Here is a 21,867-nt window from a genome sequence, read left to right as displayed (position 1 = left end):
ATGGAAATTTCGGCTCTTTTAAACCAACTAGGCTATAACGAAAACGACGCGACCATCGCTCAGGTTAAGCGCATCCTAAACAACTGCGACGGGTTAAATTTAAGCAGTATTATCACGCTAAACGACCACCTAAAACCGCTCGGTAGCTTCGTCGCGATGAGCGGTAGCGAGGACGTGTTTAAGATAAAAAACGCAGGCAAAACGCCTGACGCGCAAAGCGACGCGCTAAACGTGATCGAAAACTGGGCTGAAAAGAACAAAATAAGCATAAAAAGAGTAAATGAAAATACTCACTACATACTAGGAAAAAACATATGAAAAACTACGATATCATAGTCATCGGCTTTGGCAAGGCCGGCAAAACTCTCGCCGCAAAAGCCGCAAATTTAGGCAAAAAGGTCGCCGTGATCGAAAAATCGGCGCAGATGTACGGCGGCACGTGCATAAACGTCGGCTGCATCCCGACTAAAAAGCTAGTAAATTTAAGCAAAGAGGCAAAATACGTCAACAATAACGTCGCAGGCGAGTATTTCGCGCTTAGCGTCGAAAAGAAAGACAAGCTAATCTCCGCGCTTAGAGCCAAAAATTTCGCGATGCTTGACGGCAACGCAAACGTCGACGTGATAAACGGCACGGCTAAATTTATAGATAAAAATAGCGTAGAAGTCGCGGCCGCAGACGGCTCAAAAAGCCTGCTTACCGCGCCAACTATCGTTATAAATACAGGCTCGGTTAACCAAAAACCAAGCTTTGAGGTTAGTTCAAATTTGGCTTACGACAGCACGGGGATTTTAAATCTAAAAACGCTTCCAAAACGCCTAGTAGTCGTGGGCGGCGGGTACATCGGGCTGGAGTTTGCCTCGATGTTTGCCGAGTTTGGCTCAAAAGTCACTATCGTAGCTCGCTCAGGCGTGTTAAAAAACGAGGACGATGACGTAAGAGAGAGCGTAAAAAACCTGCTTGAGACGCAAGGGATAGAGATTTTAGAGGGCTGCGAAGTTAAAAATTTAAAAGATAGCACGCTAAATTTTACCCAAAACGGCGAGACAAAGAGCCTTGACGCGGACGCGTTTTTACTAGCGACGGGGCGCGTAGCGGCGACTGCGGAGCTAAATTTGAGCGCGGCCGGCGTACAAACGGACGCCAAAGGAAACGTGCTTGTAAACGAGTTTTTACAAACCGCCCAGCCGCATATCTACGCGGTAGGCGACGTTCGCGGCGGCGAGCTTTTCACGTATACGAGCCTAGATGATTTTCGTATCGTTTTTAACAAGCTTTTTGGCGCAGGCAAACGTAGCACGCTAAACCGCTCGCCTCATGCTAGCGCCCTTTTTACCGAGACCCCGCTAGCTAGCATCGGACTAAGCGAAAAACGAGCCATGGCGCAAAATTTAGACTTTAAAGTCCTAAAACTCCCGCTCGCAGCCGTCCCGGGCGCAAAGGTAGTCGGCAACGAAACGGGCTTTTTAAAAGCGATCGTGGAGGCAAAAAGCGGCAAAATTTTAGGCGCGGCATTTCACTGCGTTTACGCAAACGAGCTTATCAACGAAATCGCCATCGCAATGGCTCTAGGAGCGGGTGCCGATTTCTTTAAAAATCAGATTTTCACCCACCCTAGTATCAGCGAAGCGCTAAACGACCTCTTTGGACAATTTTAAAAACGACGGAAAGGATAAAAAATGAGGAATTTACTTCTTGCCTTTATCGGGCTTTTGTTTGTAGGATGCGCAGCTTCAAGCGGCGGACCTAACGACAACCCCGACTACGATTTTAACAAACGCGCCATAGAAGTACTAAAACCCAAATGCGAAAGCGGCAACTACTCCGCGTGCAACGATCTTGCCATTAGTTATCAAAATTTGCAAGATCATAAAACCGCTCTAAAATACTATGAAAGAGCGTGCAAAAATAACTATCAAGCCGCCTGCACAAACCTCGCCAACATGTACCAAACCGGCCTTGGCGTGAGCAAAGACGCAAACAAAGCACTTGAAATCTATAGCGCCTCATGCACGAACGGCGGGGCATACTCTTGCTACTACTTAGGCGAGTTTTACCGCTCAGCAATCGACGGCAAAGAACCGGACTACGCAAACGCCATGTCGGCCTACGATAGAGGCTGCAAACTAGGCGACGTACCGTGCTGCACGAATACTGCGGTCCTCTACGAACACGGACTAGGCGTAGCGCAGGACGAGTCAAAAGCCAGAAGTATCTACCGCTCGGCGTGCTTTAGCGGCGATACATCCGCATGCGACAATCTAAAAAGAATGGGCAGAAAACGCTAATAAAAACATCAAATTTAACGCCTTTAAATTCGGCGTTAAATTTACTACGGCGAGCCAAATTCGGCTCGCTTTTTTGCTTCTAGATTTACCCCCCTCCCTCCCCTCCCCCAAAAACCCGCATCTTAAAAATGCAAATTTAAAACTATCCGTTAAATTTGACGCAGCGTGCTCATAAATTTAACTCTGCAAATTTACCTTTACGATATGCAGTAAATTTTACTCGCTTGGCTAAAGCTACGTAAATTTCAGCGTATTAAAACAATAATCCTTTGCCGCAAATAGCAAAAAAGAAACAACGCTAAATTTGAGTAAATTTGATAAAAGATATAAAAAAGGGGCTTAAATTTAAGCCCCCGGAAGCGTAAGTTTAGAGTAAAAATTAAAATTTATAAGAGACGTTAACCTTAAAGTTTCTGCCCGGCTCCCAGTCGATCGCGTTTGCATCGCCCGTGTACTGGGCTATTCTTTGAGAGTGCGAGACGTAGGCTTTGTTAAATACGTTATAAACGCCCGCGTTTATCTCAAGTCCTTTAAATTTACCGCCACTTGGCGCATAAGTGAGATAGATATCGCTCACGGCGTAGCTCGGGATATGCACGGCCGCGTCGTTGCCAGCACTCGTCGTGTCTTTAGAGGCAAAATAAATAAGATTATAGCCCACAAGCGTATCGATAGCGTTTATCGAATACTCGGCGTTAAAGGTGTATTTGTCGCCCTGGTCGCGGTAGCCGATGATATTTGACGTGTAGTAGCCGCCGCTGCCGTTTCTTACGCGGTCTTTATATCTTACTTTTTGATGAGTATAGCTAGCGCCTAAGCTTAGCGCATCGAGGTTTAACCTCGCCAAAAGCTCGATGCCGTCGATATCCGCGCCGCCTGCGTTAATCCTATAAAGCACCGGATTTACACGCCCGCCTGCTGCGTTATTATCTACGATTAGATTTTTGTATTTGGTTTTAAAGTATTTAGCTACGAAGCTAACGTGTCCCGTTTCGCTAAACTCGCCCTTATAGCGTCCGCCGATCTCGTAGCTATCGCCCGTAGTGGCCTTTAGATCAGGGTTTGCTCTGTATCCTAGCGCCGTACCCCTACTAGCGCCGCTAGCTAGCATAGACTCCATAACGTCCGGTCCTCTAAATACCTTAGCGTAGCTGGCAAATACGCCAAGCCCTTTCATAAACTCGTAATCAAGCGCTAAAGCCGGCGCAAATTCGTCAAATTTGTATTTGTATCCGCCGATATTTGCGCCCGTGCCGTTATATGTCTTTAGCTCGTGGCGCTCGTATCTGATGCCAGGAGTCACGGTTAGGCCTGCAAATTTGATCGCGTCCTCTAAGTAAAACGAGTAGTTGTTTACTTTTTCGGGACGGTTGTTTTGCGGTTTGTTAAAGTTCTCGCTGTGGTAGTACTCCGCGCCGTATCTTAGCGTTTGCGTCACGTCGCCCGTCTCTATCGCGGTTTTTGCTTTCGCGCTTAGGCCTCTAGTTTTTACGCCCCATTTGCTACCGTCGATTCTCTGATGCTTCGTATGATACGCCGTTACGTCTAGATTTAGCAGTTCGCTCGGCGTAAATTCGTACTTTAACGTCGTCGTATCGCGCTCGTATTTACGGTCGGCATCGGCGCTATGCCAGCTGCCAAACTCCGCCCTCAACGGATAAAGTCCCTTGTATTGGTTGTGTTCGTGAGAGAGCGATATCCTGTGCGCATCTAAAAAGCTATATCCGAGCTTAAAAAGATAGCTAAGGTCGTTGCCGTCGCCGCCGATTTTCTTACCGTTACCGCTCTTGCCGTAGTCGTAGCCTTTGTGGTTTATCGCGGCTAAAAAGTCAAGCCCCTCGACCGGCGCGGTAAAAACCATAAGTCCTTGCGAAAATTCGTCGTTATTTGAGGCGTAGCCCGTTTTGATTTTGGCGCCGATGATTTCGCCCTCTTCTAGCAGATCTCTAGCATCCACCGTCCTAAAGGCTACCGAACCGCCCAGAGCCCCAGCGCCGTTTACAACAGAGCGCGAGCCGACCTCAACGTCGATGGCTTTGATCAGATCGGGGTCGATTAGTAGATCTGCGTTGTGGTGAAAGGTATTTCCATTTTGTTTCGCGCCGTCGATCGTGATATTTAAGCCGCGGTCGCTCACGCCTCTCATGTAGATTTTTTGGTTCATGCCGTTCGTGCCGCCTACGTAAACACCCGGGATATCGCGCATGACGTCTTTTAGTATACCTGCGTTTCTCGTGCTTATTTTTACGTCGTCTACGCCGTAGCCGCCGCCGGTGCTGCTTACCTCTACGCCGCTTAGCGTTACGTTCTCGGCGGCATTTGCGCCGATAGCCAGAGCCGCTACGAAAGAGATTTTCGCAACATTGTTAAAACTCATTTTTTCTCCTCTTTAAATTTACGAAAATTTGCGCCGATTTAGAAAAACATTTAAATTTTGTTTTCTTTAACCTGCCAAAATTTTTGAAAACGAATATTACAATCCTAAGACTAAATTTTAGATAAATTTATATAAAATATTACTTGCCTATTCGTTATTGACAATAAATACCATAATCTGATATAATTGGCGCGCAAATTTTATAAGAAGGCATTAAATGGAATTTCTCAAACACAACGTCGATTACGTTATCATCGGTATTTTAGGGCTTATGAGCTTTGTCGTAGTATGGCTCACGATAGAGCGCTTGATCTTTTATGCAAACGTTAAATTTGAAAATTACAAGAATCAAGACGACTTTGAAGAGAGCGTAACTAGAAATTTAACAACGCTTTATATAGTTTATTCAAATGCACCGTATATCGGACTTTTGGGTACGGTTGCGGGCATCATGGTGACCTTTTACGACATGGGTATGAGCGGCGGCATCGACACTAAAAGCATCATGGTCGGCCTGTCTCTCGCGCTAAAAGCAACCGCGCTAGGCCTCATCGTCGCGATACCGACGCTAATGATTTACAACGCATTTATGAGAAAAGTGGACGTTTTAGTAAACCGATACAAGGCTTCACGTGAGAATGCCTAAAAAAGAGGGATTAAACGTAATCCCGCTCATAGATATTATGCTCGTTTTGCTGGCCATCGTGCTTAGCATCTCTACCTTTATCGCTCAGGGCCATATCAAAATCGACCTGCCAAACAGCGAAAGCGCAGAAAAAAAGCAAGACGAAAACGATAAAATCGCCGTTTTAATCAATAAAGATAATGAATTTTTTATAGGCGAAGAGAAAATCGCCGAGGAAAATTTAAAAGAAAAGCTAAACGAGATAAAAAACGAAACGTTAATAGAACTCAAAAGCGATAAAGAGAGCAAATTCGACTCATTTATCAAGGTTATCGACATACTAAAAGAAAAAAATCATGAAAACTTCGCTATCACGACAACAACTGAATAGACGCGCCAGCTTTACGGGGCTTGGCGTTTCTATCCTGTTGCACTCTATCCTCATCGGGTCTTTTATCAAATTTTACGAAGAACTAAAACCGATGCCGGAAGAAAAAAGCGTTAAAATAGCGCTAAATACCTTTACGCCGCCAGCAGCTCCGCTCCCGCCGGCACCCACTCCGCCGGCCCCACCGCCTCCGGCACCGCCTGCGCCTCCTCCGCCAGAGCCCGTCGTCACGCCGCCGGAGCCGCCAAAACCGGTTGAGCCGCCTAAGCCGATAGAAAAACCAAAACCAATAGAAAAACCGGTAGAGAAGCCAAAACCAGTAGAAAAGCCTGTGGAAAAGCCAAAGCCTAAACCTACGCCAAAACCGGTTAAAACGCGTGAGCCTGAACAGGAACAGCAAGTTGCGCAGGCAGCACAGCCCGTACAGCCGTCGCCGCCTACTCCTACGCCGCCCGCAGCGCAACCAAGCGGCGCTCCAAGCTCGAATGTAAAATCAAATTTACCGCCTAGCGGAGCGGAAACGGTTGGAGAATTTAACTTCGCGACATCAGCCGGCGACGAGAGATTTTCTAAGATCCAAAAGGCGATACAAAAGCACCACAAATACCCTAAACGCGCGCAAAAAATGCGCCATCAGGGCATCGTAGAGGTTAGCTTTTTGTATAAAAAAGACGGCAGCGTCCGCGACGTAAAAGTGATAAAAAGCTCAGGCTTTGAGACGCTAGACGAGGCCGCAGTCGAGCTCATAAACCGCGCCGCGCCTGATTTTCCGACGCTTGATCGCGACTACGTCATAAAAATCCCGGTTAGCTACAAACTCACGTAAATTTAAGCCGTTTTGCGGCTTAAATTTCTACTTTTATTCTACAAATTTGACGCAATAAATCAAAAAATCAGCCGTTTTGTTTATAAGTTAGCGCCGCTAAAATCGGTCGCAATCAAATAAAATTTGACGGCGTAGCAGGGATGCAAATTTGCCAAACGGTTTGCCCAAGCGTCCGATCAAATTGGCGCCAAATTTAGCCGACGCGACTAGTTCAAATTTATATCGAGCAATCTTATAAATTTTACTTAAACGCCCTTTTATACGAGTTTTCTATCAGCTCAGCGCACCCTAACTCGCTCATGGCAGCCTGCGAGAAATTTGGATTTCGCAGCAGCTCTCTGCCATAAGCCACCGCGTCGCAAACGCCGCCTAATAGCAGCGCCTCACCCTCGGACGCCTTTGTGATGAGTCCGACCGCGATCACCGGGATGCTAACGGCCTGTTTTACCGCTTTAGCATAACTCGCCTGATACAGCGGAGTAAACGCAGGCGCGCTATCCGTGCGCTCAAAAAATCCGCCCGCCGAGACGTGGATAAACGCCGCGCCCAAATCCTCGAGCTCTTTTGCTAGCCGCACGCTATCCTTCAGGCTCCAGTCGCCCTTCACCCAACTATCCGCGCTTATGCGCACGCCGACAGGGATTTGCACCGCGGCTTTTATCTCGCTTAAAATTTCTTTTAGAAATCTCGTGCGATTTTCGAAGCTTCCGCCGTATTCGTCGCCCCTCAGATTGATCTCAGGTGAGAGAAATTCGCTGATGAGATAGCCGTGCGCGGCGTGGATCTCGGTCGCGGCGTATCCTGCATGCTCGGCTCTGATTGCTGCTTGGACGAAGCTTTGCTTGACCAAGACGATATCCTCCGTGCTCATTTGACGCGGCGTTTTGTAGCTCTCACTAAATTTTACCGCGCTAGGTGCGATCAGATCCTCGCACTCGCTTTTTCTGCCGGCATGCGCGAGCTGGACAGCCATTGCGGCGCCGTATTTGACGCACTCCTTGACGAGCCTTGCGTGCGCCTCCTGCTGTTCGTCGTTCCACAGCCCCAGATCGCGGCTCGTGATCCTGCCCCTAGGCTCGACCGCCGTAGCTTCGACGATGATAAGCCCGACGCCTCCCAGCGCGCGAGCGGCGTAGTGCAAGCGGTGAAAGCACCTAGGGTAGCCATTCTCGTTTTTGGCCTTATACATGCACATCGGCGGCATCACGATGCGGTTTTTGATCTCTAGATCGCCGATTTTTAGCGGCGAGAAAAGCAAGCTTTGCATGAGAAATCCTTTAAAGATTATTTGCGGTTATTTTAGGATATTTGTTTAAATTTATTTAGTCGTGCGGTAAATTTTAGTAGTCGCGGCGAGAGCGTAAATCAACCGTAAAGGCTATCTAGTCGCAACGGCTTTATGCAAATTTGCATCAAATTTGAAAATTTACTCGCCACCGTTAAAAACGGAAGTAAAATACTTATCTATACCCATGCCGTCTTTTTTCATATCTTTTAGCCTCGCCCTTACGTCGGCGTCTTGCCAAAGAAGTGGTGGTAGCGCAAACATAACCTTATCAAGGCTAAAATTTCTTACATCATCGCGCCAGCCATCCCAGCGGTAAAGCTCGTAAAATTTAGATGTATCGCCGCATAACGCCCAGTATAAAAACTTCGAGTAGCCAAGCTGCGTATCTTCCCATTTGCCGCTATCTGGCGCATAGTAAAAGACGTTGCCCGCTTTGCCGTCAAATGCGCCGCCGTTTACCGCGAAAAATCCGCCCAAAACATCGTCCGCCACGAGCAAATAGCCAGGCATCTGCCCTGCTTGGCTAAAGCTTTTGCCAAGGTTGAAGCTGTAAATTCCGCGCTTCATTTGCTCGCACCCTGAGCCAAGAAGACGCAGCCAACCGCCATCTATCACGATACCGCCGCACCCATAAACAAGTGCTCCCATCGGTGAGCGAGTAGTTACCTGAAGTCCTAAAAGCTCGCTTTGCGCCCTACTCTCATCGCGAGGCAAAATTTCATATTCATTTTTGGCCTCTTTTAGCCACTCTTCGATCAGCGCCCAGCCTGGCTCATTTGTATCTATAAGCTCGTCTAAAGCCCTCATTTTCTGTCCTTGCGATAAATTTGGTGAAATTTAAAAGAAAATTTTGGCGAGTCGCCCCGCCAAATTTATATCAGTAGATTATTTTGCGTCCCAAGCTAAGATCGTGTTGCCCTCGGCGTCGGTCGCTACGTCGCCCATACCCATGATGTTGTAGCCGCAGTCGACATAGTGCACCTCGCCTGTCACGCCGCTAGCAAGGTCGCTAAGCAGATACATAGCGCTGTTGCCGACATCTTCAGTGGTGACGTTGCGTTTTAGCGGGCTATTTACTTCGTTGTAGCGCAAAATCATCCTAAAATCGCCTATTCCGCTTGCCGCAAGCGTTTTGATTGGGCCCGCGCTGATGGCGTTTACGCGGATACCTCGCGCGCCAAGATCGTGAGCGAGATAGCGCACCGAGCTTTCAAGTGCTGCTTTTGCGACGCCCATGACGTTGTAGTGAGGCACGAACTTTGGTCCGCCAAGATATGTAAGAGTTAGCACAGAGCCGCCCTCTTTTAGCACCGGCAGCACCGCGCGCGTGAGGCTCAGTAGCGAATACACGCTCGTACCCATCGCGATATCAAAAGCTTCTTTGCTCGTGTTTACAAACTCGCCCTCTAGTGCTTCTTTTGGCGCATAGGCCACTGCGTGCACGACGAAATCTATCTCGCCAAGATCCGCTTTAATGCGATCCGCAAGGCCGTCTAAATGAGCTTGGTTGTTTACGTCAAGCTCATAGACGAATTTACTGCCAAACTCCTCTGCGATCGGCTCTACGCGTTTTTTTAGCGCGTCGTTTAGGTAGGTAAACGCCATCTGCGCACCCTGCGCGTAACAAGCTTCGGCGATGCCGTAAGCGATAGATTTGGCGTTAGCTACGCCGACGATGAGGCCTTTTTTTCCTTTTAAAATCATTATTTCTCCTTTCTATTTTTGCTTGGCTTTTGAGCGTCTTTGAATGAGTTTTGATTTTGCTCCCTGCGACAGGCTACATGCCTAGTCTTGGTCGCAAAATCTGCAACAACATTCAAATCCATCTCAAAATCCTTTGCAATTTGACATAAAATTTTTGCAATTCAAATTTGAAACCAAATTTGATAGCGGCAGTATCGCGAAGCTAGACTAGGCGACTTAAAATTTTGCGACGGGAGTTACCATATAGGTAATGATCGAGCAAAATTTTAAGACAACGAAGTATAGCGATGCGAGTGGGCGCGTATAAGCTCCAAAAACTTCGAAGCGTCCCAGCTTGCCGTACCTACTAGTACTCCATCGCAGTTTTTGATCCCTGCTATTCCGCCGATATTTGCGGCATTTACGCTGCCTCCGTAAAGTAGCGGCGCGCTCGTCTGCTCGCGGATGAAATTTAAAATGCCTTCGATTTGCTCCGCGCTCGCACTTTTGCCTGTACCTATCGCCCAGATCGGCTCATAGGCGATCAGTAGCCGCTCGTAGCCAAGGTCGATATTTTTTAGCTGCTCCGCCAAAAACTCCTTCGTGCGCCCAGCTTCGTTTACGCTCAAATTTTCGCCGATGCAGTAAACGATCTGCCAGCCCGACTTTACGGCGAAGTCAAATTTAGCGCGCAAGAGCTCCTCGCTCTCGCCAAGTTCGCGCCGCTCAGAGTGCCCGATCAGCACGCTTTTTACGCCAAACTCGTCCAGCATCGCCTTGCCGATCTCGCCGGTATGAGCGCCGCTTTCGCACGGATAGAAATTTTGTGCGCCGAGTTTAAATTTATGAGCGGCAAGATCAAACGCGCTAAAGGGTGGAAACACCGTCACGTCGTCGTTTGAGCTTAAATTTGCATCTAAAATTTCAGCGTACTCTCTAAAGCTCGCTCTCGTGTGATTGCACTTTAAATTTGCTAAAAACCTCACTCCGCAGCCTTTCTAAGGGGTTTTATGCCGGGTAGCTCCTTGCCCTCGATGAGCTCCAGGCTCGCGCCGCCGCCAGTCGAGATAAATGTCATCTCGTCGGCATCCCCAGCGCGCTCGACGACGTCAGCCGTATCGCCGCCGCCCACGACCGTAGTCGCGTGAGTGTCGATGATGGCGTGGCTCATTTTGATGCTGCCCTTGCTAAATTTATCCATCTCAAAAACACCCATAGGTCCGTTCCACCAGATGGTTTGCGCATCGGCGATGACCTCTTTAAATAGTCTAATGGACGCTGGCCCGATGTCAAGCCCCATCCAGCCATTTGGGATCTCTTGAGCTGGGACGTATTTTACGGCGCTTTCAGCCGAAAAGGTCTGAGCCGCGACGACGTCCACCGGCAGGTAAATTTTAACGCCAAGCTCCCTGCCCTTGCGCAAAATTTCGCGCGCGTCGCCCAAGAGCTCTTCTTCGAGTAGCGAGTTTCCGATATTTTCGCCGAGCGATTTTAGAAACGTAAACGCCATGCCGCCGCCGATTATCAGCTTATCCACGCGCGGAAGCAGGTTGTGCAGAGCCTGCAGCTTGCCGCTTACCTTGCTACCGCCAACGACCGCGACAAACGGACGCGCAGGGTGCTTGATGAGATTTTGGGCGAAATTAATCTCCTTTTGCAGCAAAAATCCCGCCGCTTTATGTTTCTCGTCGTAAAATTTAGTGATCGCCTCGACCGAGCTATGCGCTCTGTGGCAGACACCAAACGCGTCGTTTATATAAAATTCGCCGTATTTAGCGAGCTCGCCGGCTAGCGCCTCGTCGTTTTTGGTCTCGCCCTTTTCAAAGCGCAAATTTTCAAGAAGTAAAATTTCGCCCGGTTTTAGCGCGGCGACTTTAGCTTTGGCATCCGCTCCGATGACGTCCTCGGCAAATACAACCTCATGGCTCAGTAAAAGCGAGAGTCTTTTTGCGACGCCTCGTAGCGAGAATTTCTCCTCAAAGCCGTTTTTAGGTCGCCCTAAGTGACTAGCCAAAACCACGCTGCAGCCATTATCCAAGCAGTAGCGGATAGTTGGTATCGCTGAGCGGATCCTGCGATCATCAGTGATGTTTAAAAACTCGTCCATAGGCACGTTAAAATCGCACCTTATAAAGACTTTTGCACCATTAAGCTCAAGGTCGTTGATCGATAAAATATCACTCATTTTTCACCCTTTAAATTTACTTTGTAGCCACGATCTTAGCTAGATCCACAAGCCTTGTTGAGTAGCCCCACTCGTTGTCGTACCACGCAAAGACCTTTACCATATCATCAGCGATAACCTGCGTAGTGTCGCTAGCTACGATGCTACTGTATGCGCTCGTGCAAAAGTCGCTGCTAACTCTATAATCGTCATCGACGAATAAAATTCCCTTTAAATTCGACTCAGCAGCCGTTCTAAACGCCTCGTTTATCTCCTCTTTGCTGGCTGGTCTTTTTAAAACCGCCGTTAGATCGACCATAGAGACGTTAGCGACCGGCACGCGGACCGCTTGTCCGTGCATCTTGCCGTTTAATTCGGGAAGTACTTTTGCGATCGCTTTTGCAGCTCCGGTGGTCGTAGGTCCGATATTTAGTGCTGCAGCGCGTGAGCGGCGGAAGTCTTTAGCCTTTACATCAACTAGGCTCTGACCATTTGTATATGCGTGGATCGTGGTCATCAGCCCTTTTATGATGCCAAATTTATCATTTAGCACCTTTGCTACTGGAGCTAGGCCGTTTGTAGTGCAGCTTGCATTTGAGACGATCGCTTCGCCTGCGTATTTATCGTCATTTACGCCAACTACAAAGGTCGCCGTGTCGTCTTTTGCCGGAGCGCTCATGACGACTTTTTTGACGCCTCGAGCTAGATATGGCTCACATTTTTCAGTGGTTAAAAACTTGCCCGTACACTCTAAAACCACGTCTGTGCCGTAGTCTGCGTAGCTAAGCTCGTTTAGATCTCTTGTAGAAAAAACTCTTATCTTTTTGCCATTTACTTCTATAAAATCGTCGCTTATCACCTTAACGTCTTGCTTGAATTCGCCGTGCACGCTGTCGTATTTGAGCAAATACCTCGTCATATCCCTTGTTGCGGTGTCGTTAATAGCGACAAGCTCAACATCGTCTCGCTCTAAAATAATACGAGCAGCGCACCTGCCGATACGTCCAAAACCGTTGATCGCGATTTTTACCATGTTTAGCTCCTTGTGCTAGATTTTCCGGTCGCTTTAGGGCGCCCAGAAAGGTTATTTTCGTACTTTTAGCTTTTTGCGCGTTAAATTTACCCGACCCTCGAATGCGCTAAATGCGTAAATTTAAGCCGCCCTAAAGCCCGCCTTTGCAAATTTGACCTTCGCTTGCTCCCCGAAAAACGAGCCTCGCAAGCCTAAAAATCCCCAAATTTTACAAAATCTCCATTTAATTTGCGCTTTATCGGCGAATTTTTTGATTTTCAACCGAAATTCACTTCAAATTCGCTAAACTGCACCGAAATTTTAAAGGCAAATTTATGAAAATCGCGCTTTTCGGCGGTAGTTTCGACCCGCCTCATCTCGGGCACGACGCCGCCGTTAAGGCCGCGTTAGAGCAGCTAGACACGGATAAGCTCATCATCATGCCGACCTTTATCAGCCCGTTTAAGAGCGAGTTTTCCGCTCCGCCGCTGCTTCGGCTAAGGTGGGCGAACGAGGCTTGGGGCACGCTAGCTAAAGTCTGCGTGAGCGACTACGAGATCGCGCAAAATCGCCCCGTACCGACGATAGAAAGCGTGCGGCATATACGGCAAATTTACGCTGTGAGCGAGCTTTACCTCATCATCGGCGCCGATCATCTAGCAAGCCTGGATAAATGGCACGAGATAGACGAGCTCTTTAAACTCGCGACCTTCGTCGTAGCTAGCCGCGGCGACGTAACCGTGCCTGAAAATTTTAAAATTTTAAACATAAACGAGCCCGTTTCGTCCTCGCAAATCAGGCAAAATTTGGACAAAAGCCTGATGATACCGTGCATAGCGGATGAAGTGGCGAAATTTTACCAAGGAAAAACATGCAAGAAAGAATCGAACGAATCATCAAAATCCTAGACGCCAAAAAGGCTGAAGCCATCGAGGCTATCGACATGAGCGGGCGCGAATACATCGCAAAATGCGTCATCATCGCCACCACGATGGGCGAACGCCACGCCTACTCGCTAACGGACGACCTAAAAGAGGGACTAAAGGACGAAGGCGAGCGGTTTTTAGGCATTGAAAGCTCCGGCGACTGGGTCGTGATCGATCTTGGCGACATACTCATCCACCTTATGAGCGCGCAGTACCGCGCCAAATACAACATCGAAGAGTTTTTAAGCAAGCTGAAAGAGGCGAAAGCCTAAGCTAAATTTAGCTCGCCGCGCCGGTAGCGTCAAATTTAGCCCAAAGTGCGAAACAGACGGCGAAATTTGACGATAGTTGTCGCATAAACGGCAGACTTATTTTTGCGACGAAAGATACAAAAAGCTAACACGTAGGCGTTTGTTATTATTTAAATTTGATCGATTTCCAGGAAGTTATTTTTGTGCCGAATTCTCACCTTGCGACACTTTTAGCTAAGCCGCGAGTAAAGCGCTACACAGACAATTGCATTAGCTCAAATTTACGCATCAAATTTAATTTACGAAAATATTTAAGTCCCTGCCGCTAGATTTAACTTACACACAAAAACGCTCTTAAAATTTGCCATCAACCAAAGCTTGACGAATTTAAGACACGCAAATTTGACGGCAAAACCGGCCTCGTACGCCTGCTAGCTCCGCCAGAGCTTTTCTACCTGCGTGGCGTCCTCGTCCGCGAGCTCAAAGCCGAAAATGTCGATATTTTCAAGCAATCGCTCCTTGCTAGCGGAGTTTACTATCGCGCAAACCCCGTGTTGTACGAGCCGGCGCAAGATGATTTGTGCTCTTATTTTACCGTATTTTTCGCTGACTTGCGCGAGCGCGGGCTCTTTTAGCTCTTCGCGGTAAAGCCGCTGCAAAACGCGCCACGCAGAGCTAGCATCGCCAAGCCCAGCGCGTAGTAAAAGCAAATCGACGTAGTCGATATTTAGTTTTTTTAGTGAGCGCTCAAAGCTTTTTATCATGCCGCTTTCATTGCCGTTTTGAGCCTCGAGCGCGCTTTGGATAAATAGCTGTCCGCGCTCTAAGCCGCTAGCTGCAAATGCAGCTGCTACACCCTCCTTATCTCCGTCCGTATCGATCAGGCGGTAGCCTAGGCCTAGAGCCGCCCCCAGCGCATTTTTGTCTTTCAAATCATCAAATTTAGCTGCGCTAAGTCCGACGATCGGCATCAAAATTCTATTATTTAGCGTGAGATATGGCGTCATCGCAGCAAGCCTCTCGCCGAGATTTTTCGCACCGCTTAGATCTACGCCGTCCGTCAAATTTACCGCATTGGTCTTGCTAGTCTGCTCGGCAAACAAATCCAGCCCTACAGCAAGCCCCGCCGCACAAGTCGCCGCGCCCTTTATGAAGTCCCTTCTTTGCATTTTCGCTCCATTTTTGATTTTATCGATTGCTTGGCTAAATTTAAATTTGCAAAACAAAAGGCACCGCCGCGCCCAAATTTATTTAAAATCACGGAAATCTAAAATTTGCTTGCGACAAACAAGGTCTGAAAAAGCCACATTTAAATTTATCTAAATGCGCCCGAGTAGAAACTTATGCTCGCCAAACGCGGCCCAAAGAGCTAAAAAGTCAAATTTAGATCTCAAACGCGCATGAGCTTGGCTGTCCGCCCTCAAATCCCTTTTTAAACCACGTCATGCGCTGCTTTGACGAGCCGTGCGTGAACGAGTCTGGCGTCACGCGGCCTTGGTATTTTTTCTGTAGCGCATCGTCGCCTATCGCGCTCGCAGCGTTTAGCGCCTCCTCGATGTCGCCGTCCTCTAGCACCTTATAGCGCCCCATGTAGTGCGCCCAGACGCCCGCATAGCAGTCGGCCTGCAGCTCGACTTTGACTTGCAAGGCGTTTTGCTCTACCAGGCTTTTCGTGCGCGATTTTAGCTCGTTTACTTTACCGAGCGTTCCTAGCAAATTTTGCACGTGATGCCCGACCTCGTGGGCGATCACGTACGCCTGCGCAAAGTCGCCGGCGGCTTTGTATTTAGCCTCCAGTTCCTCAAAAAAACTAAGATCCAGATAGACTTTTTTATCCGCCGGGCAGTAAAAAGGCCCCATCTGCGAGCTAGCCGTGCCACACGCGCTAGAAACGCCGTCTCTAAAAAGCACCAAGCTAGGCTCCTTGTACTGCGCGCCGCCCGCCTTAAACACCTTGCTCCACACGTCCTCGGTCTGCGCCAGCACCGCTGAGACGAAGGCGACCTTTTCTTTCTCTTGCGGGCTATCTAGTGCCGCCCTTTGAGTGCCGGCGCCGCCGCCCTCAAGTAGCGCGAGAGGGTTAAAGCCCATAAAATACGCGACCGCGCCAATAACTAGTACCACGCGACCGATATTTGAGCCCAGCAAAAACCTGATAATCGGTATGAGCGCACCCAGCGAGCCCATGCTGTTTACGCTGTTTTGCCGCCTATCCTCAACGTTGTCGCTTCGTCTGCTGTCTTGCCATTTCATTTTTTACTCTTTCGTTTTGGATTTTTTGCTTAAATTTAGCTGCGGATTGCGCTCTTTTCTTGCCTTTTGCTGCTAAATTTAGGGCATATTTTAGCGACTATTTATAAATTTATCGCTTTAGCCTGCTGGCTAGCTCAAATTTGACGCGGTAAATTTGATGGTAAAAGTTGAGTTTAAACAAAGCAAAACGGCACGGCACAAAATAATCTCGCACAGCCGAGCCGTCAAATTTGAAGTTTCGAATTTAAAATCTAGCTCTAAACCAATCCAAAATTCGCCCCAAAATTCTCGCCAGCAAGATACCAAAAACTATACCGATGCCGTCTGCGACGACGTCGAGCAAGCTAAAATAGCGGCCCGGCACAAACGACTGCGCTACTTCTATCTGGATACCGTAAGCTAGCAAAATAGCAACCTTTGCGCCCAAATTTAGCCTAAAAAAGCCAAAATGCAAAGTAACGTAAAGCGTGGCGAATGCGATGAAATGATTTGCCTTATCCCAGCTGTTTTCGATGAGTTTTATCTGTGCTGGCGTGAGGGCCAGATACTCTATCGCTATTAAAAATATAACGAAAAATGCGGCGGAAATTTTAGAAAGATTCATGGATGTTAAGGGGTTATTTTAAACAAGAAGCGCCGTTTTAAGCGCTTCTAAATTTACTAATTTTATTCTACATCTTATCTTTTGCAGCGATACCCATTAGCCCTAGAGCCGTTTTTATCGAGAGCGCGACGACGGCGAAAAGCTTTAAAAGCTCGTCTTCGTTTTCGCTGCCTACGACGCGATTTTCGTTGTAAAACTTATGAAAATTCGCCGCCAAGCTCTTTAGGTAGTCGCAAATTTTATTCATCGAGCGCGTGTTAAAACTATCGACCAGGACATCGTTTAGCGTGAGCGCCTCAAATAGCAAGTTTTTGCCGTCTTCGTTCAAATTTGCAAACTTCACGCCCGCGACATCAGCGACGTTTTTGCCAGCTTTTGCGAAAATTTGATTGATCCTCGCGTGCGCGTAGTTGATATAAAATATCGGGTTTGAGCTATCCTCGCGCTTTAGCTCGTCCACGTCAAACTCCAGGTGCGTGTCGCAGCGCTTGCTGAGAAATATAAATCTAAGTGCCTCGTAGCCGATCTCCTCGACCACGTCGCTCATCAGCACGACGTTGCCCGCGCGCTTGCTCATCTTGTAGGCTTCTCCGTCTTTTAGCAGGCTCACCATCTGCGAAAGTATGATTTCAAGGCGATTCTCGTCGTATCCTAGCAGATGTAGCGCCGCCTTCATGCGCGCGATATAGCCGTGGTGATCGGCGCCCCAGATGTTGATGCAGCGATCAAATCCGCGCCTAAATTTATCGTCGTGATACACCACATCGCCGGCTAGATAGGTGCCGCGACCATCCTCGCGCACGATGACGCGGTCTTTTTCGTCGCCCACTTCGCTTGATTTTAGCCAGATTTTACCTTCGCTCTCGTATATGCCGTTCTCGTTTTTTAGGCGATCTAGCGTGAGAGGGAGCTTATCGTAGTAGCTCTTTTCGCTAGCCCAGTTTTCTATGAAAATTTGAGCGTCGGCTAAATTTTGCTTGATTAAAACCAGCACCCTATCTTTGCCAAACTCGGCGAGTTCTAGATTTCGGCTCTCGTCGTAAAATATCTCTTTGCCGAATTTCTCTAGCGCTTCTTTTGCGATAGGCTCGATGTAGTCGCCGCGGTAAAATTTCTCCGGATACGCCACGCTCTCGCCGAACAGATTTTCGCGCGCCCAAAGCGATATGGACGTGCCTAGAAGCTCGATTTGATTACCTGCGTCGTTGATGTAGTATTCAGTCGCGATATTTTCGCCTATGTGAAGTCCGACGCGAGCTAACGTATCGCCGAAAACCGCGCCCCTAACGTGCCCGATGTGAAGCGGACCGGTCGGGTTTGCGCTGACATACTCAAGTAAAATTTTCTCGCCGCTAGTTGCGCCACCTTTTGCGAACTCGCTCGGATTTGCAAGGCTAGCGGAGGCAAATTTATCCAAAAATCCCGACTTTAGTTTAAAATTTATATAGCCGTTTAGCGCCGTAGCCTCAAAAACTTCGCTATTTTCAAATTTAGACGCTAGCTCGGCGGCGATAGCAACGGGGGATTTTTTGAGCTGTTTTGCTAGGCTAAAAGTAGGCATAGCGTAGTGCGCCAAGCCCTTATCTTTTGGCTTTTCTAGCGCAAAGTCAAAGTCTACGGCGCCTTTTATCTCGTTTATTACGCTTTTTTTCAACGCCTTTCCTTACGCGTTTTTAGCCGTATCTTCAGTCTTTGCGGCGGTTGCGGTTTCTTCTTTTTTCTCTTCTACTTTTTCTACGTTCTCGGCTTTTTTATCGTCTTCCATTTCCGATTTGAAGCTCTTTATTCCCTTACCTAGGCCTTTTGCGAGCTCGGGGATCTTTTTCGCTCCAAAAAGTAAGACCACGATAAGTAAAATAATAAGCAATTGTTGGACGCTTGGACCCATTTTTTCTCCTTTTGGTTTTCGTTATATTAGCATAATTTTATCAATTATTCCATTTGTTAATAATCTCTTTTGCGTCTAAATTTGACGTTTTTAGGCGCATCGAGCGCAAAATCCCGCGCAAATTTTCGTAGCAGTTTTGCAAGTCGTCGTTTATCAAAAAATAATCGTACTCTAGGATATGCTCCATCTCGCCGACTGCGTTTATCAGCCGTTTTTCGATAGTTTCCGCACTGTCGGTGCCACGATTTTGCAGCCTTGATTTTAGTTCGTTTTTACTAGCCGTCGTGATGAAAACGGAGGTGATATTTTTGGCAAATTTTGATTTTGCGATATTAAAACCCTGCACGTCGATATCAAAAATCGCTATCTTGCCCTCTTCAAGCGCGTTTAAAACGGGCTTTAGCGAGGTACCGTAGTAGTTGCCGTGCACGCACGCCCACTCCAAAAACTCATCCGCGTCTATCCCTTTTTTAAACTCGTCTTCGCCTATAAAATAATAATTCACGCCCTCGATCTCGCCCTGTCTCGGCGCTCTCGTTGTGCTTGATATCGAAAAATAAAGATCGTTTTCCTCTTTTAAAAGACGGCTTAAGAGCGTGCTTTTGCCGCTACCGCTAGGGCCTGAGACGATTAAAATTTGCCCTTTCAACTATTTTTCCTCAAAGCTTATATTGATTTTTATGTTGAGATTTTTTAGAGCTTCTCGTAGTTCGCCGTCTTGCAGCGAGTTTTCCAGATTTTTAGCCACGGCGTCTGAAATTTGAGCCTTTAGCTCGTCTATCTTTGACGTCGTTTGAGCTTTTTGCGAGCTCAAATTCGCCGCTTCGCCGCCATCAAATCCGCTTTCGTTAAGCGCTAATGCCATATCTTTTTCGCTGATTTGCTCGATATCGCCGTACTCGCTCGGATGAAGTTCCTGCGCTATTTCAGGCTCGTTTTGCATGTCGTCAGATTCGATGATTTCTTGCATGTCTTGCTCTAAGCTCGCTTCCGCCTCGTCTTGCTGCTCATCCTCGGTAAAAATATCCTCCGCAAGCTCATCATCCGAAATATCTTGCGTCAAATTTTCTTCGCTCGAAAAATCCTCTCCGCCTCGCCAGCTACGTCCATATCATCTAGTAAAGACTCATCGCCCAAAGCGCTATTTTTGACCTGCACCTCTTGCTCGCTAGGTTTATCAAACTTCATATTTTCGCTAGCGAAAATATCCTCTTGCTCATCAAGTTTATCGACCGCAAATTTATCATCAACTACCGTTTCTTTTAAATCTTCGACAACTTCAAAGTCTTTCTTGCCATCTACGGTTGCAAACTCCGTTATATTAAATGTAGAACCATCCCCTGATTTAAATTTGACATCCAAATCCTCGTCGTCCGCTTCTAAATTTCCAGACAGATCGTCCATCTTGTCGATTTCGTCGATTTGGCTCTTGATATCTTCAATCCTATCATCAAAATCAAGCTCTAATTTACCCCCATCAAATCCCTTTGACCCCTCTTCACTATGCGCTGCATCAAGCTCTGTTGTGTTAAATATAGGATCATCCGGTATTTGAAATTTGACATCTATATGCTTATCATCGGCATCTAAATCTGCAGAAAAATCATCAAAATTATTATCTTTTACAGCAACATCAAATCCGTCTAGCTCTGCAAATTTCATTATTTCGTCATCTATCAAACCATCCAAATTTAGCTCATCGTCCTCAAGTTTGTCGCTTAGCTCGTCCATATCGTCGATAGCTTTTACGATCTCACTTAGCTCGTCAAATGCGCTATCTTTACTAGGTACCTCGCGAGCAACATTAGCCAATTCGTTGTCCAACTCAAAATCGCCAACATCAGCATCGATTATTTCTTTCTCAATGATTTCTTTGGTCGGATCGTTCGTAAACTGAAGTCCATCGACCGATGCTTCGCTAGTTTCATCGCTTGTCGTAACAGGTTGCTCGGCGCCCTTTGTCTTGCTCGCCAGATCCTCCACGATAGCGATAAATTCCGTCGGCAAAAACGGCTTTGGCAGTATCCTGTCGGCATTTTCAAAGGTCGGAGAATTTTTAGAAGAAAGGTATAAAATTTTATTTGCGAATTCTTTTAGGTTCATCTCTTTTGCGTCGATATCGCTGTCGATGATAAGCACGTCAAAAACGCCGCTAAGCTCGCTAGCATCGCCGATCTCGACGTATTCGTAACCCATTTTGCTAAGAGCCAGCGTCGCCAAGCGCGATACCGCGGGGTTGGCGTTTACAAGAACGATTTTCACGAATTCTCCTTTTTATACCTAAAAAACGTATTTTAAAACATTTTCCATTACTTCAAGCTTAGTTTTAGAAAAATAGCGACGGAAGGTCGTTGATAACGCGAAGCACTAGCTGCCTAAAAAGCTCCATCATGCCCGCTAGTATCGCGATCAGCACGGCAAAGCCGATCGTGATCTTGATCGGGTAGCCAACCACTAGCAGGTTAAACTGCGGCATGGTCTTCATCAGCATACCGAAAATCAGATCCGAAAGCAGCGAGAGCGCCAAAATCGGGAAGGAAATGATAAATCCAAAAGTAAACAAATTTATCATGGATTTTGAGGCGTACTGCACGATATCTGGGCTCGGGTAAAAGCCGCCTAACGGAACGTGCGTAAGCGAATTTGAGATAAAAAGCAGGATAAGATGATGCCCGTCGAAGGCCAAAAAAGTCATGAGCGCGAGGAAATTTATGATATTTGAGATCACTGGCGAGCTAAGGCCGGTCTGCGGGTCTAGTACCGAAGCCATCGAAAAGCCCATGATCATCGAGATCTGCTCGCCTGCTAGCTGCAAACTGGCAAAAACGATGTGAAGCAGCAGTCCTGCACAAACCCCCAGCGCCGCCTCGCTCACGATCTCTACGGCTAGATAGTAAATCTCGCCACTTTTGATACTAGCAAGCGGAAACAAAAATAGCGTTAGCAGAAACGAAAATGCAGTCCTGACGCTCATAGGGATCTGCTCGTGTCCGTAAAACGGGAAAAATAGCATCAGCCCGCCGATACGCGCAAAAAGCAACATAAAGGTGATGACGCGCTCGGGCGCGAAAAACTCGACTAGCTCCACCTGACTCTTTCGTTTTAAATTTAAATGCCGTTATTTTAGGGTTAAATCCTTGAAACTTCGGTAAATTTGAAAGACAGATGAAAACGTGCCGAAATTTTGGCGCTACCGGGCGTAGTAAAACGCTGCTTTGAGCGCTAAATTTATGCACGCAGTTGCCCATTTTAAAATTTAGGCGGTTTAAATTTATCGACCGCTTTACATTTTTA

Annotated in this window: 25 protein-coding genes; 8 read left to right on the top strand and 17 right to left on the bottom strand. The window is 47.4% G+C overall.

What is annotated here, in order from left to right; translation table 11 throughout:
- Genes Q0200_RS00380 through Q0200_RS00370 form a run of 3 tightly spaced genes read left to right on the top strand, consistent with a single transcriptional unit; the run spans window position 1 to window position 2,288 of the window.
- Window positions 1-318 carry a type II secretion system protein gene (locus Q0200_RS00380; RefSeq protein ID WP_122866431.1) on the top strand — a complete coding sequence of 106 codons (318 nt, stop codon included), beginning with the start codon at window positions 1-3 and terminating at the stop codon, window positions 316-318.
- Window positions 315-1,658 carry an FAD-dependent oxidoreductase gene (locus Q0200_RS00375; RefSeq protein WP_297936513.1) on the top strand — a complete coding sequence of 448 codons (1,344 nt, stop codon included), beginning with the start codon at window positions 315-317 and terminating at the stop codon, window positions 1,656-1,658. The genes Q0200_RS00380 and Q0200_RS00375 overlap by 4 nt, the downstream gene beginning before the upstream one ends.
- A 21-nt stretch (window positions 1,659-1,679) precedes the next feature.
- Window positions 1,680-2,288 carry a tetratricopeptide repeat protein gene (locus tag Q0200_RS00370; protein ID WP_297936511.1) on the top strand — a complete coding sequence of 203 codons (609 nt, stop codon included), beginning with the start codon at window positions 1,680-1,682 and terminating at the stop codon, window positions 2,286-2,288.
- Window positions 2,289-2,667: 379 nt separating this feature from the next.
- On the opposite strand, the gene Q0200_RS00365 is transcribed toward Q0200_RS00370, so the two are convergent.
- Window positions 2,668-4,665, bottom strand: a complete 1,998-nt coding sequence (locus tag Q0200_RS00365; RefSeq protein ID WP_297936509.1) for a TonB-dependent receptor — start codon at window positions 4,663-4,665, stop codon at window positions 2,668-2,670.
- Window positions 4,666-4,882: 217 nt separating this feature from the next.
- Here Q0200_RS00365 and exbB point away from each other — a divergent pair, with 217 nt between their 5' ends.
- The 3 genes from exbB to Q0200_RS00350 are packed head-to-tail and all read left to right on the top strand — an operon-like array spanning window position 4,883 to window position 6,504.
- A complete protein-coding gene (gene exbB / locus Q0200_RS00360) occupies window positions 4,883-5,311 on the top strand; it encodes a TonB-system energizer ExbB (RefSeq protein ID WP_002952142.1) in 429 nt (142 codons plus the stop codon).
- The gene (gene exbD / locus Q0200_RS00355; protein WP_297936536.1) at window positions 5,304-5,681 is read left to right on the top strand and encodes a TonB system transport protein ExbD; all 378 of its coding nucleotides are present in this window, start codon (window positions 5,304-5,306) and stop codon (window positions 5,679-5,681) included. The genes exbB and exbD overlap by 8 nt, the downstream gene beginning before the upstream one ends.
- Window positions 5,647-6,504 (top strand): energy transducer TonB, encoded by an 858-nt coding sequence (locus tag Q0200_RS00350; RefSeq protein ID WP_297936506.1) that lies wholly within the window; start codon window positions 5,647-5,649, stop codon window positions 6,502-6,504. Before exbD ends, Q0200_RS00350 begins: the two co-directional genes overlap by 35 nt.
- A 241-nt stretch (window positions 6,505-6,745) precedes the next feature.
- On the opposite strand, the gene Q0200_RS00345 is transcribed toward Q0200_RS00350, so the two are convergent.
- From Q0200_RS00345 to gap, 7 genes are all read right to left on the bottom strand, one after another.
- On the bottom strand, window positions 6,746-7,771 hold the full coding sequence (locus tag Q0200_RS00345) for an NADH:flavin oxidoreductase/NADH oxidase (protein ID WP_297936504.1): 1,026 nt from the start codon (window positions 7,769-7,771) through the stop codon (window positions 6,746-6,748).
- 159 nt (window positions 7,772-7,930) lie between these two features.
- On the bottom strand, window positions 7,931-8,599 hold the full coding sequence (locus tag Q0200_RS00340) for a DUF2625 family protein (RefSeq protein ID WP_297936502.1): 669 nt from the start codon (window positions 8,597-8,599) through the stop codon (window positions 7,931-7,933).
- A 78-nt stretch (window positions 8,600-8,677) separates the two neighbouring features.
- Window positions 8,678-9,496: an enoyl-ACP reductase FabI gene (gene fabI, locus Q0200_RS00335; RefSeq protein WP_297936500.1), complete on the bottom strand. Its 819-nt coding sequence runs from the start codon at window positions 9,494-9,496 to the stop codon at window positions 8,678-8,680.
- Complete coding sequence (locus Q0200_RS00330) at window positions 9,496-9,618, bottom strand: hypothetical protein (RefSeq protein ID WP_297936497.1); 123 nt, start codon at window positions 9,616-9,618, stop codon at window positions 9,496-9,498. The genes fabI and Q0200_RS00330 overlap by 1 nt, the downstream gene beginning before the upstream one ends.
- 144 nt (window positions 9,619-9,762) lie before the next feature.
- Window positions 9,763-10,461, bottom strand: a complete 699-nt coding sequence (locus Q0200_RS00325) for a triose-phosphate isomerase (protein WP_297936495.1) — start codon at window positions 10,459-10,461, stop codon at window positions 9,763-9,765.
- Entirely contained in the window at window positions 10,458-11,660 is a 1,203-nt protein-coding gene (locus Q0200_RS00320) for a phosphoglycerate kinase (RefSeq protein ID WP_297936493.1), read from the bottom strand. The genes Q0200_RS00325 and Q0200_RS00320 overlap by 4 nt, the downstream gene beginning before the upstream one ends.
- A gap of 16 nt (window positions 11,661-11,676) precedes the next feature.
- Window positions 11,677-12,672 carry a type I glyceraldehyde-3-phosphate dehydrogenase gene (gap, locus tag Q0200_RS00315; protein ID WP_297936491.1) on the bottom strand — a complete coding sequence of 332 codons (996 nt, stop codon included), beginning with the start codon at window positions 12,670-12,672 and terminating at the stop codon, window positions 11,677-11,679.
- Window positions 12,673-12,986: 314 nt separating this feature from the next.
- On the opposite strand from gap, the gene nadD reads away from it, so the two are divergent.
- Together nadD and rsfS are read left to right on the top strand one after the other, a co-directional pair.
- Window positions 12,987-13,559 (top strand): nicotinate (nicotinamide) nucleotide adenylyltransferase, encoded by a 573-nt coding sequence (gene nadD, locus Q0200_RS00310; RefSeq protein WP_297936488.1) that lies wholly within the window; start codon window positions 12,987-12,989, stop codon window positions 13,557-13,559.
- On the top strand, window positions 13,523-13,849 hold the full coding sequence (gene rsfS, locus Q0200_RS00305) for a ribosome silencing factor (protein ID WP_297936486.1): 327 nt from the start codon (window positions 13,523-13,525) through the stop codon (window positions 13,847-13,849). The genes nadD and rsfS overlap by 37 nt, the downstream gene beginning before the upstream one ends.
- Window positions 13,850-14,259: 410 nt before the next feature.
- Here rsfS and Q0200_RS00300 read toward each other — a convergent pair whose 3' ends face one another.
- The 9 genes from Q0200_RS00300 to fliR form a co-directional block, all read right to left on the bottom strand.
- The gene (locus tag Q0200_RS00300; RefSeq protein WP_297936484.1) at window positions 14,260-14,997 is read right to left on the bottom strand and encodes a twin-arginine translocation signal domain-containing protein; all 738 of its coding nucleotides are present in this window, start codon (window positions 14,995-14,997) and stop codon (window positions 14,260-14,262) included.
- 214 nt (window positions 14,998-15,211) lie between these two features.
- Window positions 15,212-16,081 (bottom strand): neutral zinc metallopeptidase, encoded by an 870-nt coding sequence (locus tag Q0200_RS00295; RefSeq protein WP_297936482.1) that lies wholly within the window; start codon window positions 16,079-16,081, stop codon window positions 15,212-15,214.
- A gap of 244 nt (window positions 16,082-16,325) precedes the next feature.
- Window positions 16,326-16,685: a VanZ family protein gene (locus Q0200_RS00290; protein WP_297936480.1), complete on the bottom strand. Its 360-nt coding sequence runs from the start codon at window positions 16,683-16,685 to the stop codon at window positions 16,326-16,328.
- A gap of 67 nt (window positions 16,686-16,752) precedes the next feature.
- A complete protein-coding gene (argS, locus tag Q0200_RS00285; RefSeq protein ID WP_297936478.1) occupies window positions 16,753-18,339 on the bottom strand; it encodes an arginine--tRNA ligase in 1,587 nt (528 codons plus the stop codon).
- A gap of 9 nt (window positions 18,340-18,348) precedes the next feature.
- Complete coding sequence (locus Q0200_RS00280; protein ID WP_002952710.1) at window positions 18,349-18,573, bottom strand: twin-arginine translocase TatA/TatE family subunit; 225 nt, start codon at window positions 18,571-18,573, stop codon at window positions 18,349-18,351.
- Between the two features lie 40 nt (window positions 18,574-18,613).
- On the bottom strand, window positions 18,614-19,222 hold the full coding sequence (gmk, locus tag Q0200_RS00275) for a guanylate kinase (RefSeq protein ID WP_297936476.1): 609 nt from the start codon (window positions 19,220-19,222) through the stop codon (window positions 18,614-18,616).
- Window positions 19,223-19,636, bottom strand: coding sequence for a hypothetical protein (locus Q0200_RS00270; protein ID WP_297936474.1), 414 nt, complete (start codon window positions 19,634-19,636; stop codon window positions 19,223-19,225). It lies immediately after the preceding gene.
- Complete coding sequence (locus Q0200_RS00265) at window positions 19,633-20,835, bottom strand: saccharopine dehydrogenase (RefSeq protein WP_297936472.1); 1,203 nt, start codon at window positions 20,833-20,835, stop codon at window positions 19,633-19,635. Before Q0200_RS00265 ends, Q0200_RS00270 begins: the two co-directional genes overlap by 4 nt.
- Window positions 20,836-20,899: 64 nt before the next feature.
- Window positions 20,900-21,661 (bottom strand): flagellar biosynthetic protein FliR, encoded by a 762-nt coding sequence (fliR, locus tag Q0200_RS00260; protein WP_297936470.1) that lies wholly within the window; start codon window positions 21,659-21,661, stop codon window positions 20,900-20,902.
- Window positions 21,662-21,867 lie beyond the last annotated feature (206 nt).

The sequence above is a fragment of the uncultured Campylobacter sp. genome, assembly GCF_938045225.1.
GTDB lineage: Bacteria > Campylobacterota > Campylobacteria > Campylobacterales > Campylobacteraceae > Campylobacter_A.
The sequence above is the reverse complement of the archived record's forward strand: the minus strand, read 5'-3'. Positions and strand labels throughout refer to the sequence as shown.

Coding starts and splice junctions, on each gene's coding strand:
- Q0200_RS00375 (WP_297936513.1), top strand. CDS start 315: ATGAAAAACTACGATATCATAGTCATCGGCTTTGGCAAGGCCGGCAAA.
- exbB (WP_002952142.1), top strand. CDS start 4,883: ATGGAATTTCTCAAACACAACGTCGATTACGTTATCATCGGTATTTTA.
- Q0200_RS00320 (WP_297936493.1), bottom strand. CDS start 11,660: ATGAGTGATATTTTATCGATCAACGACCTTGAGCTTAATGGTGCAAAA.
- Q0200_RS00290 (WP_297936480.1), bottom strand. CDS start 16,685: ATGAATCTTTCTAAAATTTCCGCCGCATTTTTCGTTATATTTTTAATA.
- gap (WP_297936491.1), bottom strand. CDS start 12,672: ATGGTAAAAATCGCGATCAACGGTTTTGGACGTATCGGCAGGTGCGCT.
- Q0200_RS00300 (WP_297936484.1), bottom strand. CDS start 14,997: ATGCAAAGAAGGGACTTCATAAAGGGCGCGGCGACTTGTGCGGCGGGG.
- rsfS (WP_297936486.1), top strand. CDS start 13,523: ATGCAAGAAAGAATCGAACGAATCATCAAAATCCTAGACGCCAAAAAG.
- Q0200_RS00365 (WP_297936509.1), bottom strand. CDS start 4,665: ATGAGTTTTAACAATGTTGCGAAAATCTCTTTCGTAGCGGCTCTGGCT.
- Q0200_RS00370 (WP_297936511.1), top strand. CDS start 1,680: ATGAGGAATTTACTTCTTGCCTTTATCGGGCTTTTGTTTGTAGGATGC.
- Q0200_RS00330 (WP_297936497.1), bottom strand. CDS start 9,618: ATGGATTTGAATGTTGTTGCAGATTTTGCGACCAAGACTAGGCATGTA.
- fabI (WP_297936500.1), bottom strand. CDS start 9,496: ATGATTTTAAAAGGAAAAAAAGGCCTCATCGTCGGCGTAGCTAACGCC.
- exbD (WP_297936536.1), top strand. CDS start 5,304: ATGCCTAAAAAAGAGGGATTAAACGTAATCCCGCTCATAGATATTATG.
- Q0200_RS00350 (WP_297936506.1), top strand. CDS start 5,647: ATGAAAACTTCGCTATCACGACAACAACTGAATAGACGCGCCAGCTTT.
- Q0200_RS00295 (WP_297936482.1), bottom strand. CDS start 16,081: ATGAAATGGCAAGACAGCAGACGAAGCGACAACGTTGAGGATAGGCGG.
- Q0200_RS00380 (WP_122866431.1), top strand. CDS start 1: ATGGAAATTTCGGCTCTTTTAAACCAACTAGGCTATAACGAAAACGAC.
- nadD (WP_297936488.1), top strand. CDS start 12,987: ATGAAAATCGCGCTTTTCGGCGGTAGTTTCGACCCGCCTCATCTCGGG.
- Q0200_RS00345 (WP_297936504.1), bottom strand. CDS start 7,771: ATGCAAAGCTTGCTTTTCTCGCCGCTAAAAATCGGCGATCTAGAGATC.
- Q0200_RS00340 (WP_297936502.1), bottom strand. CDS start 8,599: ATGAGGGCTTTAGACGAGCTTATAGATACAAATGAGCCAGGCTGGGCG.
- Q0200_RS00280 (WP_002952710.1), bottom strand. CDS start 18,573: ATGGGTCCAAGCGTCCAACAATTGCTTATTATTTTACTTATCGTGGTC.